The organism is Paraburkholderia sp. RL17-381-BIF-C, assembly GCF_046026435.1.
Taxonomy (GTDB): domain Bacteria; phylum Pseudomonadota; class Gammaproteobacteria; order Burkholderiales; family Burkholderiaceae; genus Paraburkholderia.
Genome location: NZ_JARESX010000082.1, coordinates 1 through 15,625 on the forward strand (window position 1 = coordinate 1; position 15,625 = coordinate 15,625).

Sequence of the window (15,625 nt, forward strand, 5' to 3'; positions counted from 1 at the left end):
CGGCGGGGGGGGCGGCGGCCGGGGGGGGGGGGGGGGGCGGGGGTGGGGGGGGGGGGACGGGGGGGTTTTTTTTTTTGGCAAAACCCCCCCCCCGCGCCCCCCCCCCCGCCGGCCCCCCCCCACGCCTTTTGCTTTGCGTGGAACGCCGCTCAGTGCTGTTCGAAACGCTCGTAGCGCTTTTCGGTGGAGCGTTCTTCACCGCTCACCTCGGTCACGCGCGCCGCCGGCGGCCCGTGACGCAGCCACGACAACATGCGGTCGACCTGGTTGGCCGAGCCCTGCAACATGGCTTCGACGGAACCGTCGTCGAGATTCGCCACCCATCCTTTGATTCCAAGCGCGTGGGCCTGCCGCACGGTCGCGTGGCGAAAGCCGACGCCCTGCACGGTGCCGCGTACGCGCACATAATAAGTTTCGATCCGCTGATCCAGATCCGGGGCCATGCCGTCTTCTCCTCTGTCAACCGGAGTGAGCGCTTCAGCTGCCATGCAAAGCACTGACTCCGATCCGATGCACACGTTCTTTCAAGCCGGCATTCTAGTCGCGTCGCGGCGAGCTTGCTCGGCAATGCGCGCGTCCCGCCGACCCGTTTGAGGCCGTTCGCGCGACATGCAACACGCGCGCCACGTACAATCCGTCGACTGTCACGCAGGAAATGGAAACAGAATGACCGAACAGAATCGCGATCTCGTGCTCGTGACCGGCGCCTCCGGCTTCGTTGGCTCGTCGGTGGCGCGCATCGCGCAACAGAAAGGTTTCAAGGTGCGCGTGCTGGTGCGCGCGACCAGTCCGCGTCAGAACGTCGAGTCGCTGGACGCGGAAATCGTGGTGGGCGACATGCGCGACGAAGCGTCGATGCGCAACGCACTGCGCGGCGTGCGCTATCTGCTGCATGTGGCCGCCGACTATCGCCTATGGGCGCCGGACCCGAGCGAGATCGAGCGCTCGAACCTGGAAGGCACCGAGGCGACCATGCGCGCGGCGCTGAAGGAAGGCGTCGAGCGGATTGTCTACACGAGCAGTGTGGCGACGCTGAAAGTGACCAGTTCCGGCCAGTCCGCCGATGAAACCTCGCCGCTCAAAGCCGACCAGGCTATCGGCGTCTACAAGCGCAGCAAGGTGCTCGCCGAACGCGCGGTGGAACGAATGATCGCCGAAGACGGTTTGCCCGCGGTGATCGTCAATCCGTCCACGCCGATCGGTCCGCGCGACGTCAAACCGACGCCGACCGGACGCATCATCGTGGAAGCGGCGCTCGGCAAGATTCCCGCGTTCGTCGACACAGGACTTAACCTCGTCCACGTGGACGATGTCGCGGCCGGCCATTTCCTCGCGCTCGAACGCGGCAAGATCGGCGAGCGCTATATTCTCGGCGGCGAAAATCTGCCCCTTCAACAGATGCTCGCGGATATCGCGGCGCTGACCGGCCGCAAGGCGCCGACGCTCAGCCTGCCGCGCTGGCCGCTTTATCCGCTGGCCATGGGCGCGGAGGCAGTCGCCAAGATCACGAAACGCGAACCGTTCGTGACCGTCGACGGCTTGAAAATGTCGAAGAACAAGATGTATTTCACATCGGCGAAAGCGGAGCGCGAACTCGGCTACCGTGCCCGGCCCTATCGCGAGGGTCTGAGCGATGCCCTCGACTGGTTCCGGCAAGCCGGCTATCTGAAGGCCTGAGTGTGCCTGAACACGCGGCCCGCGCCGGGCCATCCGGCGCGGTCGCAAGCATTTTGTTACAACGTCACCGTGTTAGCGAAAGGTAAAAGCCTACGCGCAGCAGGTAAAATCGTGGGTCTTACCAGAGAAACCTCGCATGAATCTTCACGAACAGCTCGGCGCGCTGGAAGTGGGCGTCGATCAGCTCATTCAGGCTGTCGTGGCCCCGCAGGCCGAAAACATTCCCGAGACACCCGCAGACACCACTGCGCCGCAGGCGCCGGTGGAGCAGGTCGCGTCCGAATCCAGGGCTGAAGCGGTTGCGGCCGACACTGAGGCGGCCGTAGTCGAAGACAAGGCGCCGGCCCCGCAGGTTCAGCCCACGCTCGAAATCAATCGCCCCGCGCAGAACGAGATCACCATGACGATCGGCGGCCAGACGGTCGCGCTGCGCGCGGAGCAGATCGGCCAACTGATCGAAGAGTTGTCGAACGCGCGTGCTTCAATGACGCCGGAACCGCCGCCGGGTATTCCGCCGGGCTGGCGCTTCGTGTCCACGAAGAATCCGGTCATGGCAGTGCAGAAGCAGTCGAACGGCGACCGTCTGCTGGTCATGCGCCATACCGGGCACGGCTGGGTTCCGTTCACGTTTTCGCCGGACATGGTGATTCAGCTCTACATGATGCTTACCAAAGGCTGATGCAAAAAAAGCGGCGCCCGAGAGCGCCGCTTTTGCATTCCACCTGCGTCTGACCGCTGTTTCAGCGCTCCTGCACCGGCGCCTGAACACGCGCCTTCCACTGCCCACCCTTGCCACGCCAGTAGCGCACCGCCGACGCGAACGTCGCGCCGACATAGAACAACGCGACCAGCGGCAAAAACGGCGCCCAGAGCGGCGAGCGGCGATAGTAGCTGAGCATCGGCGCATAAGCGCAGCACATGGCCGCCCATGCGAGCCACGCGGGCCAGCCCGTCGGGCCGAGGACCAGTGCGGCTACCGGGGGCATCAGGTAAATGATCGTCATGCCGACCAGCGTGCCTGCCAGCAGCAACGGCGAGTAATGCAGTTGAGTGAAGGCCGTGCGCGCGATCATGTTCCAGATCTCACGCCAGTTGTCGTACGGACGCAGCGACACGCTGCGCGCCGCCACATCCAGCCGGATCGGATGACGCCCCGTGCCGCGATGCTTGATGCGCGCGGCGAGGCTGCAGTCGTCGATCAGCTCGGCGCGGATCGACTCGATGCCGCCCGCTTCTTCCAGCGCGCTCCGGCGCACCAGCATGCAGCCGCCCGCGGCCGCAGCCGTACGATTGCGCGGGTTGTTGACCCATGAGAACGGATACAGCTTGGCAAAGAAGAAGACGAAAGCGGGAATCAGCGCCTTTTCCCAGAACGAATCGCAGCGCAGGCGCACCATCAGCGAGACGAGGTCGCGCTGTTCCGCGTCAGCACGCGCGACGAGTTGCGCGACCGCGTCGGCGGGATGGCCGATGTCGGCGTCGGTAAGCAAAAGAAAGTCTGCGGGCAAGCCGAGCGTGCGCACCGCCTCGATGCCTTGCGACTGCGCCCACACCTTGCCGGACCACCCAGGCGGCAGCGGCTTCGCGCTCAGCACGGTCAGGCGATCCGGGCACTGCAACTGCAACGCGGCCGCGCGAGCGGCGTCGGCGGTGCCGTCGTTGCTGTGGTCGTCCACGACGATCACGTGGAATTCGCCCGGATAGTCCTGCTGAAGCAGGGTGGTGACCGCTTCGGCGATCACGTCGACTTCATTGCGGGCCGGCACCACGGCGGCGACCGCCGGCCACGAAGCGCGCGGCGCGATGGTGAGCGGCGCGGCGGGACGCGCGCGCCAGAAACCGCCGCGTGCGAACAGCAACACGCACCAGATCAGCAGGGAAAGACACGAAAGAAGAAACAGAACCACCGCCATTAAACATTACCCTCGATTGAACGCGCTGCCACACCGACACGCCGCGACAGCCACATCACCACAGTGCGGGCCGCGACAACGCACCAGTCAAATGTATTGAGCACCGGCGGCTCGCGAAACACGTCGTAGCCCGCCGTCTCGATTTTGTCGAGAAAGCGCAGCCCGCCATGAACGGCCCCGCATAACTCGATTCCCAGACGCCCGGGAATGCGCAACGCGAGCGGCGCGCCGCGCACCAGCATGTCCCGGACGAAAGACACTTCGTGCGCCATGAGCGCCCGCCAGTCCTGATCGGCAACCCCGTTGGCGATGTGCGCCTCGCTCACGTTGAAGCGCCGCAGGTCCGCCAGCGGCAGATACACGCGGTCCTTTTTCCAGTCGGCGGAGACGTCGAGCCAGAAACTGATCAATTGCGACGCCGTGCAGATCGCGTCGGCGTCGGCGAGATTTTCCGGCGTGGCCGCGCCGATCAAATGCAGCATCAGATGCCCGAGCGGGTTCGCCGAGTGGCGGCAATAATCCAGCAGCGCGGCCCGGTCGGCGTACCGGCTGGTGTCGATGTCCTGAGCGCACGCTTGGAGCAGATCGTAGAACGGCGCGAGCGGTAGTTTATACTGCGCCACAACACCGGCCAGCTTGCCGAACAGCAGTGGATGAACCGGCGCCGCGCGCCGCTGTGCGACCGCGTCGAGACCGGCGCGGAAGTCGGCGAGACGGGCGTGCCGTTCGGCCGCGCTCCAGTCGCCTTCGTCGGCAATGTCGCCCGCCGTGCGGACCACCTGATAGATGATTCCGATAGGCGTGCGCAGCGCTTTTGGCAGCAACACGCTCGCGACCGGAATATCTTCGTATTGATCGACGTCCATCCAGCGAGCCTCGAAACCCTTTTGTAATGTGGGCGCCGGGGCGCCGCAGGACTAAGTAGTTTAAGGGTTCCGTTAAACCGCTGCAGCGTGTAATGATTGCCGCATCCGCACTGGCATGGGCCGGCTTGCGGCTTCAACCGTGGGTCCGCCGCTGCGGCGGCCGCCCAACACCGGCCGGGCGCCGCCAAAGCAAAGCCGGCCTGATAGCGTTAGAATGCGCGTTTGGTTTTGCTGTACCGGCAAGCGCCGGGCTCAAGACGTCAACTAAATTAGATGATCGCGGCGATAAAGTCAGATTTACCGACTTCTTCGAACCCGCGTCAGTCGGAGTTCGCCAACTTATGCGAGTCATCCTTGCTCAACCCCGCGGCTTTTGTGCGGGCGTTGTACGTGCAATCGAGATCGTCGACCGCGCGTTACAACAACACGGCGCACCCGTGTATGTCCGCCACGAGATCGTTCACAATCGCCACGTGGTCGACAATCTGCGCCAGAAAGGCGCGCGCTTCGTCGAAGAGCTCGACGAAGTGCCGCAAGGCGCCGTGGCGATTTTCAGCGCCCACGGTGTTGCCCAAACCGTCGAGCGTGACGCCGAAGCGCGCGGTCTCGACGTGCTCGACGCAACCTGCCCGCTGGTCACCAAAGTGCATGTGCAGGGTCGCCAATATGTCGGCGCCGGCCGCACGCTGATCTTGATCGGCCACGCCGGTCATCCGGAAGTGGAAGGCACGATCGGCCAGATTCCGGGCAAAGTGCTGCTGGTGCAGAGCGAGGCCGAGGTCGAAACGCTGGACCTGCCGCTCGACACGCCGCTCGCCTATGTCACGCAAACCACGCTGTCGGTGGACGATACGCGTGGCATCATCGACGCCCTGATGAACCGTTTCTCCGACATCGTCGGTCCGGATACGCGCGACATCTGCTATGCCACCCAAAACCGCCAGGCGGCGGTGCGCGAGTTGAGCAAAGAGGTGGAGGTGCTGCTGGTGGTGGGCGCAACCAATAGTTCGAACTCGAACCGGCTGCGCGAGATCGGCAGCGAAAGCGGCGTGGCGAGTTATCTCGTCGCCGACGGTTCGGAAGTGAAGCCGGAATGGTTTGCGAACGTGCAGACCGTCGGCATCACGGCCGGTGCTTCGGCGCCGGAAGAGATGGTGAAGAACGTAATCGATGCGCTGAGCGCATTGGGGCCTGTCGATGTCACGACGATGGCGGGCCGTGAAGAGAAAGTCGAATTCAAGTTGCCATCGAAACTGATGCAACCACTCGCCGCACGCGAAGTTTAAGGAGGACCTTTTGTCTATTCCGCTGCTACAGAAAGTCCGGGTCGGCGCATACATCATGCGTCAGCATCTCTCCGGCAATAAACGCTATCCGCTCGCCCTGATGCTGGAGCCCCTGTTCCGCTGCAACCTCGCCTGCAATGGCTGCGGCAAGATCGACTATCCGGATCCCATCCTGAATCAGCGCCTGTCGCTGGAAGAATGCCTCGGCGCCGTCGACGAGTGCGGCGCACCGGTGGTGTCGATCGCAGGCGGCGAACCGCTGCTGCACAAGGAAATGCCGCAGATCGTGAAGGGCATCATCGCGCGCAAGAAGTTCGTGTACCTGTGCACGAACGCGCTGCTGATGGAAAAGAAGATGGACGACTACGAGCCGAATCCGTACTTCGTGTGGTCGGTTCACCTCGACGGCGATCAGCAGGCGCACGATCACTCGGTGTCGCAGGAAGGCGTGTACGACAAGGCTGTCGCCGCCATCAAGGAAGCAAAGCGCCGTGGTTTCCGCGTGAACATCAACTGCACGTTGTTCAACGACGCCGTGCCGGAACGGGTTGCCGCATTCTTCGACACGCTGGGCCCGATGGGCGTGGACGGTATCACCGTCTCGCCGGGTTACGCGTATGAGCGCGCGCCGGATCAGCAGCACTTCCTGAACCGCGACAAGACCAAGCAACTGTTCCGCGAGATTTTCAAGCGCGGCAACAATGGCAAGAACTGGTCGTTCAGCCAGTCGGGCATGTTCCTCGACTTCCTGGCCGGCAATCAGACGTACGAGTGCACGCCGTGGGGCAACCCGGCACGTACCGTGTTCGGCTGGCAAAAGCCGTGCTATCTGGTCGGCGAAGGTTACGTAAAGACCTTCAAGGAACTGATGGAAACCACAGAGTGGGAAAAATACGGCACGGGCAACTACGAGAAGTGCGCTGACTGCATGGTTCACTGCGGTTTCGAAGCGACCGCCGTGATGGATACGGTGGCGCATCCGCTGAAGGCGCTGAAGGTCAGCCTGCGCGGACCGAAGACGTCGGGCGCTTTCACGAAGGACATTCCTCTGGATAAGCAACGTCCGGCCGAGTATGTCTTCTCCCGCCATGTCGAGATCAAGCTGGAAGAGATCAAGGTGTCCGGCAAGGGCAAGAAAGTGCAGACGGCTACAGCAGCACACTAAGCGGCCGGTGGCGGCAGTTTCGCGCCACCTGTGATCGCGAATTCAAAAAAAGCGCGGTGGTTTGATAGCCACCGCGCTTTTTTTACGCCCATACCACTTGCCTTGTGCCTCTTACCTCGTGCGTCATGCCTCACGAGGCAATCAACCGTTACCCCGCGCTGCGCGCGTTGTGCGCGGTCAGAAACTTGATCAGCCCGTCTATGCCGCCTTTGGCAATCTGATCGGCGAACTGCGTCTGGTACACCTGGATCAGCCAGGCGCCCATCATGTTGATGTCGTAGACCTTCCAGCCAGCGGGATCTTTGGTCATGCGATAGTCGATCGCGTCGTCGCCGCCATTGCTGAGCACGTGCGATTGCACAACGACGTCTTTGGCTCCCGCCGGCACGGTGATCGGCAGGAAATTGAACTTCACGTCCTGATCTCGCAGTTGCGAGAGCGACGCAGCATAAGTGCGCGTGAGCAGCAGCGTAAACTGCTCGTAGAGTTGCTTTTGCTGTTCGGGCGTTGCGGTGCTCCACGCCTTGCCCACCGCGATGCGCGTGGTGCGTTGAAAGTCGGTGGCCGGCAGGAAGCGCGACTGGACGAGTTGGGTGATCTTCCCCATGTCGCCGCCGCGCGCTTGCGGGTCAGCCTTCATGGCGGCCACCGTGCCCTCGACGGCACTTTTTACTACCGCATCGGGTGCGCTTTGCGCATAGGCCGCGGTGGAGACGACGGCCGCGGCCAGAAAAGCAGACAGATAACGTTTCATACGCTCGACAGAACCTGAAAGAAGAAAGCGCCGCCGGGCTCGCGAGCACGCGGCGTAAGCAGGATAGACCAGTATACCGACATTGCGTTCCCGCCCCAAAGCACCCGCCGGGAGCCGTACTTGCTAGCGAACACGAGCCTGATCGCTCCGGCTCTGTATACTTGTGCACTTTCGTCAAAAACAACACCCGTGATAAGGCCAAGTTCGCCTACATGCTGAAGTCATCTATTGTCCGTCTCGTCGCCTATTCAGTGCGTCATCCACTGCGGATCGTCGCGGTGTCGTTCGTGCTCGCCGTTTTGAGCGGCTTCTACGTTGCTCATAACTTCAAGATCAACACGGACATCAGCCGTCTCATCGAGACCGACAAGGAATGGTCGGCGCTCGACCACGCCATGGACAAGGCCTTTCCCGATCGCGGCGAAACCGTGCTGGTGGTCGTCGAAGCGCGCGCGCCGGAATTCGCCGACGCCGCCGCGCAGGCCCTGACTGCCGCGCTCAAGGCCGATTCCAAGGAGTTCGTGGCGGTTTCGCAGCCGGCCGGCGGCGCTTTCTTCGAACATAACGGCCTGCTGTTTCCGTCAACCGACGAGGTGATGTCGACCACCTCGCAACTCGTCCAGTCGCGCCCGCTCGTCAACGCCCTCGCGCACGATCCGAGCCTGACCGGTCTCGCCGGCACGCTCACCACGAGCCTGTTGCTGCCGCTTCAGATCGGTCAGGTAAAGCTCGGCGACATGAGCCATCTGCTGACGCAAAGCGCGACCACGCTCGACCGTGTGCTGGCCGGCCAGCCGGCCGCCTTCTCGTGGCGCGCGCTGGTCGACAAGAGCGCGGCCACCGATCCGGCGCGCGCCTTCGTGGTGGTGCAACCGGTCGTGAATTACGACGCACTGGAGCCGGGCGCAACGGCGTCGAAGTCGATCCGCGACACCGCCGCCGCGCTGCACCTCGACGCGCGCTACGGCGCTACGGTTCGTCTGACCGGCGAACAGCCGCTCGCTGACGAAGAATTCGCTTCGGTCCAGGACGGCGCGGTGCTCAACGGCATCGGCACCTTTATCGTCGTGCTGATCATTTTGTGGCTGGCGCTGCGCTCGGGCCGCATGATCATCGCCGTGTTCATCACGCTGTTCGTCGGGCTTGCCATTACCGCGGCGCTCGGCCTGCTGATGGTCGGCGCGCTCAATATGATTTCGGTCGCCTTCATGGTGCTGTTCGTCGGGCTCGGCGTCGATTTCGGTGTGCAGTTCGGCGTCAAGTATCGCGAGGAACGGAATCGCGACGACCGCCTGTCCGCCGCCCTCATGCATACGTCCCACAGCATTGGCGTGCCGCTCACGCTCGCGGCGGTGGCCGTTGCGCTGAGCTTCTTCTCGTTCCTGCCGACGGCTTACCGCGGCGTGTCCGAGTTGGGCGAAATCGCGGGCGTCGGCATGTTCGTCGCGTACTTCACCAACATGACGCTGCTGCCGGCCCTGCTGAAGCTCTTCAATCCGCCGGGCGAAGCCGCTTCGCCCGGCTTCAAGCAACTCGCGCCCGTCGACGACTTCCTCGATCGCCATCGCAAGCCTGTGCTGATCGGCACGCTGATCGTCGTGATCGGCGCCACGCCGTTGCTTACGCATTTGCGCTTCGACTTCAATCCGCTTCATCTGAAGGATCCGCACACGGAGTCGATGGCGACGCTGTTGTCGCTGAAGGATTCCCCGGAAGCCGCGGTCAACAACGTGCATGTGCTGGCGCCCTCGCTCGCCGACGCCGACCGCATGGCCACGCGTCTGCGCGCGTTGCCGGAAGTGGGCCGCGTCAACACGCTCGACACCTTCGTTCCCGCCGACCAGCAGCAGAAGCTGATGCTGATTGCGAGCGCCGCGCAGCAACTGCTGCCCGCGCTGCAGCAAGAGCCCGCGCAGCAGGCAACGGACGCGGTGCGCGTCGCCGCGCTCAAGCGCGCGTCGAACCAGCTCTCGCTCGCCGCCGACGATCACCCAGGCCCAGGCGCCGCCGAAGCCAAGCATCTATCGGCCACACTACAGAAGCTGGCCGCCGCCGATGCCGCCACGCGCGACCGCGCCGAAACCGCGATGTCCGGTACGCTGCGCATCGCGCTGAGCCAACTGGCCAACTTGCTGCAGCCAACTGAAATCACCCGCGAGAACCTGCCCAAGGAAATCTCCGCAGGCTGGGTATCCAAGGACGGCCGCGCGCTCGTCGACATCTCACCGAAGGTGAAGCCCGGCACCGATCCGAACGACGACGCCATGCTCGCCCGCTTCGCCCATGCGGTGAAGAAGGCGGAGCCAGGCGCGATCGGCGGGCCGATTTCGATCCTCCATTCGGCCGACACCATCATCAAGGCGTTCCTGCAGGCCGCCGCGTACGCGCTCGCGTCGATTGCGATCCTGCTGTGGATCGCACTGCGGCGCGTCAGCGACATGTTGCGCACGCTGGTGCCGCTGCTGGTCTCTGCGCTCGTGACGCTCGAACTGTGCGTGGTATTCGGCATGCCGCTGAACTTCGCGAATATCATCGCGCTGCCGCTGATGCTCGGGGTCGGCGTGGCGTTCAAGATTTACTTCGTGATGGCGTGGCGCCATGGTCAAACCAGCCTGCTGCAGTCGAGCCTGACGCACGCCGTGCTATTCAGCGCGGCGACCACGGCAACGGCATTCGGCAGCCTGTGGCTGTCGCACCATCCGGGTACATCGAGCATGGGGCGCCTGTTGGCGCTCTCGTTGTTCTGCACGTTAATCGGCGCAGTGGTTTTTCAACCCGTGCTGATGGGTAAGCCGCGCGCACGTCGCGCGAAGCAAAAAGGAATATAAGCATGAAGCTGCGTAACGCCGCGCTGGCACTCGTCGCCACCGGTTTGATTTCAGGCTGCGCCACCGGCCCCGACCGCAAACCCGGCGACCCGTTCGAACCGGTGAACCGCGCGGTATTCAGTTTCAACGATGGCCTGGACCGCTACGTCGCCGTTCCGGTGGCGAAGGGGTATCAGAAGGTGACGCCGCAGCCGTTGCGCACGGCGGTGAGCAACTTCTTCTCGAATCTGGGCGATCTGACCAACGCGGCTAACGCGCTGCTGCAATTGAAGATCACCGACGCGACCGAGGACATCGTCCGTTTCGCGTTCAACTCGACCTTCGGTCTGGGTGGCCTGCTCGATTGGGCGACGCCTGCCGGCCTGCCCAAGCACCATCAGGATTTCGGGCTGACGCTCGGTCACTGGGGTATTCCGTCGGGCCCATATCTGGTCCTGCCGCTGTTCGGCCCGAGCTCGGTGCGTGACAGCATGGGGCTGATCGTCGACGTGAAGTTCAACCCGCTGAACTACATGGAGCCGGCGGTGCGCAATCCGCTGTACTTGCTGCAGTTCGTGAGCGTGCGTTCCGACCTGCTGGGCGCGTCGGACCTGCTGCAACAGGCCGCGCTGGACAAGTACTCGTTCGTGCGCGACGCCTATACGCAGCAACGCCGTTCGCGTCTGCGCGGCACGAGCGACAACGGCGCGCCGCTGCCGAACTATGACGATCAGGGGGATTCCGGCGCTTCGTCGGTGCCCGCAGCCGGCGCGCCGGCGGCAGGTGCCCTGCCGAATTACGCCGATCCGGGCGACGCGGCGGAAGCGCCGAACGCAGCCTCAGGCGCCGCTACCGGCGCCCCGGCGGGCGTGCCCAACTACTCCGATCCGGGCGACACGCCTGCGAGCGGCGCAGCAGGCTCCACGCCGAGCGCACCTTCCGCCGCACCTTCCGCCGCACCCACCGGCGCTTCAGACACGGCCGCGCCGACGCCGCCCGGCGCGCCGCCGGCCGGCAGCACGCAGCCGGCGTCGGCACCGGTGACGCAATAGAGACTGGAAGTTCGGAACGGTGCCGCGATTTAGACTGACACTCGCGCGGCACCCAATTGACGGTGCTCTTTCAGGCGATCGCCATCCGCAGCGCCCCGGCCTCGCTCATCGCGCGCCGCGCCTCGACCAGGGAAATGCGCGCCGCCCGGGCGTCGACGGCAACCTGGATCAGTGCGCCGAGCTGCGACGGCTGTCGCAGCAACTCCCGCAGAATCGGCGCGAGCGCGGTGCTGCCGTCATCGCGCAGGCCCGCAGTGGCTGCGGATGGCAGCGTGCGCCACGCCGGATCGACAACCGCCCGGCAAATGGCGAACGGCACACCATGCGCGGCAGCTTTCGCGCCGGCAATATGCGACTCCATATCCACCGCCAGCGCGCCGTTCGTGCGATGCAGCACGTCCTTTTCGCCCGCGCTCACCAAAGGCGCGGTGACTGCCGCCATGAGGCCGCGGCGCACACGCGCCGCGCGCGGCCCGGCCGCCAGCGCGGCCGCGAGCCTGTCCGCCCATGGACGATCGGTCTGGAGCCGCCCAAACGGCCCCTCGACAGCGTCCGCGACAATCAGTGCGCCCGGCTCCAGATCCGGCGCCAAACCGCCCGCCGTACCGAAACTCACAATGCCCGAACAGCCGCGCGCGACCGCCGCACTCAACGCGCGCTCCAGCAGATCGGCGCGCGCCGCGTAGACGACTTCAACGCCTTCGCCGCGAGCGATTCGCGCCTCGAAAGCCATGCCCGTCACCACGATCACCGGCAAGGGGCTGCGGCGGCCATCCGCTGACGGAGTGGTCGAAAGTGGCATCCGTTACATCCCGACCGCTACGCGCGTGAGACCGTTGCGCTTCAGATGACGGAAGCGCGCCAGCGCCCACAACGGGAAGAACTTACGGTAGCCGTGGTAACGCAGATAAAAGACGCGCGGAAAACCGGTCGCGGTGAAACGCGTTTCGTCCCACAAGCCATGCTCGCGCTGTTCTCGCTGCAAATACGCGACGCCGCGCGCCACCGCTTCGTGATTGACCTCGCCTGCCGCCATCAAGCCCATGAGAGCCCACGCGGTTTGCGAAGCCGTGCTCGGCGCGCGCTCGTAGCCGTGGTAGTCGAGCTTGTAGCTCTCACCGCCCTCGCCCCAGCCGCCGTCTTCGTTCTGGATCGACAGGAGCCATTGCGCGGCGCGCTTCATTCGCGGGTCGTCGTGCGGCATGCCGGCTGCGTTCAGCGAGCACAGCGCGGTCCACGTGCCGTAGATGTAGTTCAAGCCCCAGCGGCCATACCAGCTGCCATCCGATTCCTGCTCCTTCAACATGTAGGCGAACGCGCGCTGCGCCGGCTCGCTGCCTTGCGGCAATTCGCCGAGTTGAGCGAGCATCGACAGACAGCGGCCGGAAACGTCCGCGGTGGGCGGATCGAGCAAGGCGCCGTGATCGGAGAACGGAATGTTGTTCAGGTAGTACTGCGTGTTTTCCGGCTCGAACGCACCCCAGCCGCCGTCGCTGCTCTGCATGCCGACCACCCATTCGCGCGCCCGCGCGATGGCTTCGCGATCGACGCCGGATTGCGTAATCCCCGCCGAGCGATGCATCGCCATGACGACCACCGCCGTGTCGTCGACGTCCGGGTAATAGTCGTTGTTGTACTGGAATGCCCAACCGCCCGGCCGCACATTCGGGCGACGCGAAATCCAGTCGCCGCGCACGTCGAGAATCTGCAGCGGACGCAGCCACGCGAGCCCGCGCTCGGCGGCCTGCTCGGCATGCGCCTCGCCAGTTTCGAGCAGCGCGTGCGCCACGAGCGAGGTGTCCCAGACCGGCGACAGACACGGCTGACAATATGCTTCGTCATCCTTGATGACGAGCAGCTTGTCGATCGATTGGCGAGCAATCGCGCGATTCGGGTGATCGGCGGGATAACCGAGCACGTCGTACATCATCACCGAGTTCGCCATGGCCGGGAAAATCGCGCCGAGCCCGTCTTCGCCGTTCAGGCGTTCATCGACGAAGGCCACCGCCTGGCGCACCGCGCGCTCGCGCGTGGCTTTCGGGAACAGGCCGTCGACCGCGCGCAGCAGCACGTCCACGCCGCTGAAGAAGCGGAACCAGCCGGCATGCTGATGCGGCGCCCGATCGCGCGGGCCGGTGTTGACCGGCGCGCCGCGGAACAACTCGTCGATGCGCACGCGGCGCGGGTTGCGCGCGACCGGCCGCTTCGCGTTGAGCACGAGCAGCGGCACGATCACGGTACGCGCCCAGTACGACACCTTCGACAGATGGAACGGGAACCACACGGGCAGCAGCATGATCTCCACGGGCATCATCGGCACGGCGCGCCACGACACCACGCCGAACAGCGCGAGCAGAATCCGCGTGAAGACGTTCACGGCTTCGGCGCCGCCATGAGCGAGAATCGCCTCGCGTGCGCGGACCATGTGCTCGGCGTCCGCCGGGTCGCCGATCATCTTCAGTGCGAAGTACGCCTTGACGCTCGCGCTGATGTCGAGCGCGCCGTCGGTAAAGAGCGGCCAGCCGCCGTCGGCCAACTGGATGCGGCGCAGATAGCGCCCGATCTTCTGCTCCAGCTCCACGTTCGGCGTTTCGCCGAGATAGTGGACCAACAGCACGTATTCGGCGGGAATCGTCGCGTCGGCTTCGAGTTCGTAGACCCAGTGGCCGTCCGGCTTTTGCGCCGCGAGAATCGCGTCAGTTGCGCGCGTGATGGCGGCGTCGAGCGAGGCGGCGGGCGCTTCGCCCGCTACGGCCGGCGTGGGCGCGTTCGGCGCCGCGTCGGCGACTTCGGACAGGACGGCGTCCAGCGGCTGGGTTTGGGATAAATCGTTCATCGGCGTTCCATCGGTTCATTCAGCAACGTATCCGCGGCCTTCTGGCCGGAGCGGATCGCGCCTTCAATCGTCGCGGGCAGGCCGGTGGCCGTCCAGTCGCCCGCGAGCATCAGGTTGTTCCAGCGAGTGCGCGTGCCGGGCCGCAGCGTTTCCTGATCCGGCAGCGCGGCGAATGTCGCGCGTTTTTCCACGACCACTTGCCAGGCCGGCATCGGTGCGGCAGGCAAATTGGCCGCCTGAGCCACTTCAGCCCAGACGGTGGCCGCGAGTGCTTCATGCGGCGTATCGAGCAGCTGCTCGGCGCCGTTGACGGTCACCGACAGGCGGCCGTCGAAAGCGAACAGCCATTCGGCCGTGCCGCTGAGCAGCCCGGTGACCAGCGGCAAACCAAACGGCGGATCGATCGCGAAATGCACGTTGACGCTCGCCGCAAAGCGCGTCGGCGCGCGCAAACCGGGTACGAGCGCGCGTGCGGTCTCTGGCGGCACCGCGAGAATCACCGCGTGCTTCGCTTCGAGCGCGATGCTTTCGCCGGCAAACTTCAGCGCTTGTACGCGGCGATTGTCGGCGGCGAAGACCACTTCTTCCAGACGCGAGCCCAGCCGGATTGCCGCGCCGCCATGTTGCAGCAGCCGCAACGCCGGATCCACGAACGCGCTGCCAAGACCGTTGCGCGCGACCAGCGGCCGGCACGCAAGGCCGCCGGCCATCACGGTCTGCCGCACCATGGCGCCGGTCAGTTCCGCCGACGCTTCGCGTGGCTCGACGTTCAGCATGGCGTGAAACAGCGGGCGCAGCAGGCGATCCCACAACGGGCCGCTGCAACGCATGGTCTGCGCGACGCTGCGCCCGGGCTTGGCGAACAGCAGCGGTACGAGCGCCAGGTAGTCGCCCGGCCCGGTGTTCGGCACGCGCGCGTTCGCGTCGAAGATCCACCACGGCAAGCGTCCCGGCGAGAGGCGCACGGTCCAGCGCGCCCGCGTGGCCAGATCCACGAACGGAAACTCGGGCTGCGCCGGGCCGGCCAGTTCGTCGGCGGCGCCGATCGCCCGCGTGTAGTTGAGCGTCGCGACGTTGCCCGACAGGACCATGTGATTGCCGCTGTCGAGCGTCGCGCCTAGCTTGGAGTCGTAATACGTCCGGCAACGGCCGCCCGCCTGGGCAGCCGCTTCATGCAGCACGACGTGCGCGCCGCGCCGCTGCAGCTGCACTGCGGCGGCGAGGCCGGCAAGGCCTGCGCCGACCACATGTACGAGCTTTTGCATCAGC

At 65.0% G+C, this 15,625-nt stretch carries 13 protein-coding genes; 6 read left to right on the top strand and 7 right to left on the bottom strand.

All coding sequences use genetic code 11. The annotated features are described in order from the left end of the window. Nucleotides 1-149: 149 nt before the first annotated feature. Complete coding sequence (locus tag P0D70_RS31340; protein ID WP_007178616.1) at nucleotides 150-443, bottom strand: acylphosphatase; 294 nt, start codon at nucleotides 441-443, stop codon at nucleotides 150-152. 223 nt (nucleotides 444-666) lie between these two features. On the opposite strand from P0D70_RS31340, the gene hpnA reads away from it, so the two are divergent. Beyond that, complete coding sequence (gene hpnA / locus P0D70_RS31345) at nucleotides 667-1,677, top strand: hopanoid-associated sugar epimerase (RefSeq protein ID WP_091805410.1); 1,011 nt, start codon at nucleotides 667-669, stop codon at nucleotides 1,675-1,677. Nucleotides 1,678-1,813: 136 nt separating this feature from the next. After that, nucleotides 1,814-2,356, top strand: a complete 543-nt coding sequence (locus P0D70_RS31350; RefSeq protein ID WP_091805407.1) for a hypothetical protein — start codon at nucleotides 1,814-1,816, stop codon at nucleotides 2,354-2,356. 61 nt (nucleotides 2,357-2,417) lie between these two features. Here P0D70_RS31350 and P0D70_RS31355 read toward each other — a convergent pair whose 3' ends face one another. Beyond that, nucleotides 2,418-3,590: a glycosyltransferase gene (locus tag P0D70_RS31355; protein ID WP_408187331.1), complete on the bottom strand. Its 1,173-nt coding sequence runs from the start codon at nucleotides 3,588-3,590 to the stop codon at nucleotides 2,418-2,420. Next, nucleotides 3,590-4,456 (bottom strand): squalene synthase HpnC, encoded by an 867-nt coding sequence (gene hpnC / locus P0D70_RS31360; RefSeq protein WP_408187332.1) that lies wholly within the window; start codon nucleotides 4,454-4,456, stop codon nucleotides 3,590-3,592. The genes P0D70_RS31355 and hpnC overlap by 1 nt, the downstream gene beginning before the upstream one ends. Before the next feature lie 341 nt (nucleotides 4,457-4,797). Between hpnC and ispH the strand changes: the two genes are divergently transcribed. Together ispH and hpnH are read left to right on the top strand one after the other, a co-directional pair. Beyond that, complete coding sequence (gene ispH / locus P0D70_RS31365; protein ID WP_091805398.1) at nucleotides 4,798-5,742, top strand: 4-hydroxy-3-methylbut-2-enyl diphosphate reductase; 945 nt, start codon at nucleotides 4,798-4,800, stop codon at nucleotides 5,740-5,742. Nucleotides 5,743-5,752: 10 nt separating this feature from the next. Continuing rightward, on the top strand, nucleotides 5,753-6,907 hold the full coding sequence (gene hpnH / locus P0D70_RS31370; protein ID WP_091805395.1) for an adenosyl-hopene transferase HpnH: 1,155 nt from the start codon (nucleotides 5,753-5,755) through the stop codon (nucleotides 6,905-6,907). Nucleotides 6,908-7,055: 148 nt separating this feature from the next. On the opposite strand, the gene P0D70_RS31375 is transcribed toward hpnH, so the two are convergent. Then, on the bottom strand, nucleotides 7,056-7,661 hold the full coding sequence (locus P0D70_RS31375) for an MlaC/ttg2D family ABC transporter substrate-binding protein (RefSeq protein ID WP_408187333.1): 606 nt from the start codon (nucleotides 7,659-7,661) through the stop codon (nucleotides 7,056-7,058). A gap of 212 nt (nucleotides 7,662-7,873) precedes the next feature. On the opposite strand from P0D70_RS31375, the gene hpnN reads away from it, so the two are divergent. Together hpnN and P0D70_RS31385 are read left to right on the top strand one after the other, a co-directional pair. After that, nucleotides 7,874-10,489, top strand: coding sequence for a hopanoid transporter HpnN (hpnN, locus tag P0D70_RS31380; RefSeq protein ID WP_408187334.1), 2,616 nt, complete (start codon nucleotides 7,874-7,876; stop codon nucleotides 10,487-10,489). Between the two features lie 2 nt (nucleotides 10,490-10,491). After that, entirely contained in the window at nucleotides 10,492-11,520 is a 1,029-nt protein-coding gene (locus tag P0D70_RS31385; RefSeq protein ID WP_408187335.1) for an MlaA family lipoprotein, read from the top strand. 70 nt (nucleotides 11,521-11,590) lie between these two features. Here P0D70_RS31385 and P0D70_RS31390 read toward each other — a convergent pair whose 3' ends face one another. Genes P0D70_RS31390 through hpnE form a run of 3 tightly spaced genes read right to left on the bottom strand, consistent with a single transcriptional unit; the run spans nucleotide 11,591 to nucleotide 15,621 of the window. Continuing rightward, a complete protein-coding gene (locus P0D70_RS31390; protein ID WP_408187336.1) occupies nucleotides 11,591-12,322 on the bottom strand; it encodes a phosphorylase in 732 nt (243 codons plus the stop codon). Between the two features lie 3 nt (nucleotides 12,323-12,325). Further along, nucleotides 12,326-14,356: a squalene--hopene cyclase gene (gene shc, locus P0D70_RS31395; protein ID WP_408187337.1), complete on the bottom strand. Its 2,031-nt coding sequence runs from the start codon at nucleotides 14,354-14,356 to the stop codon at nucleotides 12,326-12,328. Then, nucleotides 14,353-15,621, bottom strand: coding sequence for a hydroxysqualene dehydroxylase HpnE (hpnE, locus tag P0D70_RS31400; RefSeq protein ID WP_408187338.1), 1,269 nt, complete (start codon nucleotides 15,619-15,621; stop codon nucleotides 14,353-14,355). The genes shc and hpnE overlap by 4 nt, the downstream gene beginning before the upstream one ends. Between the last annotated feature and the right edge of the window lie 4 nt (nucleotides 15,622-15,625).

What these genes read in the sequence shown, in the direction of transcription:
- P0D70_RS31340 (WP_007178616.1), bottom strand. Translation starts at nt 443, where the DNA reads ATGGCCCCGGATCTGGATCAGCGGATCGAAACTTATTATGTGCGCGTA.
- hpnA (WP_091805410.1), top strand. Translation starts at nt 667, where the DNA reads ATGACCGAACAGAATCGCGATCTCGTGCTCGTGACCGGCGCCTCCGGC.
- P0D70_RS31350 (WP_091805407.1), top strand. Translation starts at nt 1,814, where the DNA reads ATGAATCTTCACGAACAGCTCGGCGCGCTGGAAGTGGGCGTCGATCAG.
- P0D70_RS31355 (WP_408187331.1), bottom strand. Translation starts at nt 3,590, where the DNA reads ATGGCGGTGGTTCTGTTTCTTCTTTCGTGTCTTTCCCTGCTGATCTGG.
- hpnC (WP_408187332.1), bottom strand. Translation starts at nt 4,456, where the DNA reads ATGGACGTCGATCAATACGAAGATATTCCGGTCGCGAGCGTGTTGCTG.
- ispH (WP_091805398.1), top strand. Translation starts at nt 4,798, where the DNA reads ATGCGAGTCATCCTTGCTCAACCCCGCGGCTTTTGTGCGGGCGTTGTA.
- P0D70_RS31375 (WP_408187333.1), bottom strand. Translation starts at nt 7,661, where the DNA reads ATGAAACGTTATCTGTCTGCTTTTCTGGCCGCGGCCGTCGTCTCCACC.
- hpnN (WP_408187334.1), top strand. Translation starts at nt 7,874, where the DNA reads ATGCTGAAGTCATCTATTGTCCGTCTCGTCGCCTATTCAGTGCGTCAT.
- P0D70_RS31385 (WP_408187335.1), top strand. Translation starts at nt 10,492, where the DNA reads ATGAAGCTGCGTAACGCCGCGCTGGCACTCGTCGCCACCGGTTTGATT.
- P0D70_RS31390 (WP_408187336.1), bottom strand. Translation starts at nt 12,322, where the DNA reads ATGCCACTTTCGACCACTCCGTCAGCGGATGGCCGCCGCAGCCCCTTG.
- shc (WP_408187337.1), bottom strand. Translation starts at nt 14,356, where the DNA reads ATGAACGATTTATCCCAAACCCAGCCGCTGGACGCCGTCCTGTCCGAA.
- hpnE (WP_408187338.1), bottom strand. Translation starts at nt 15,621, where the DNA reads ATGCAAAAGCTCGTACATGTGGTCGGCGCAGGCCTTGCCGGCCTCGCC.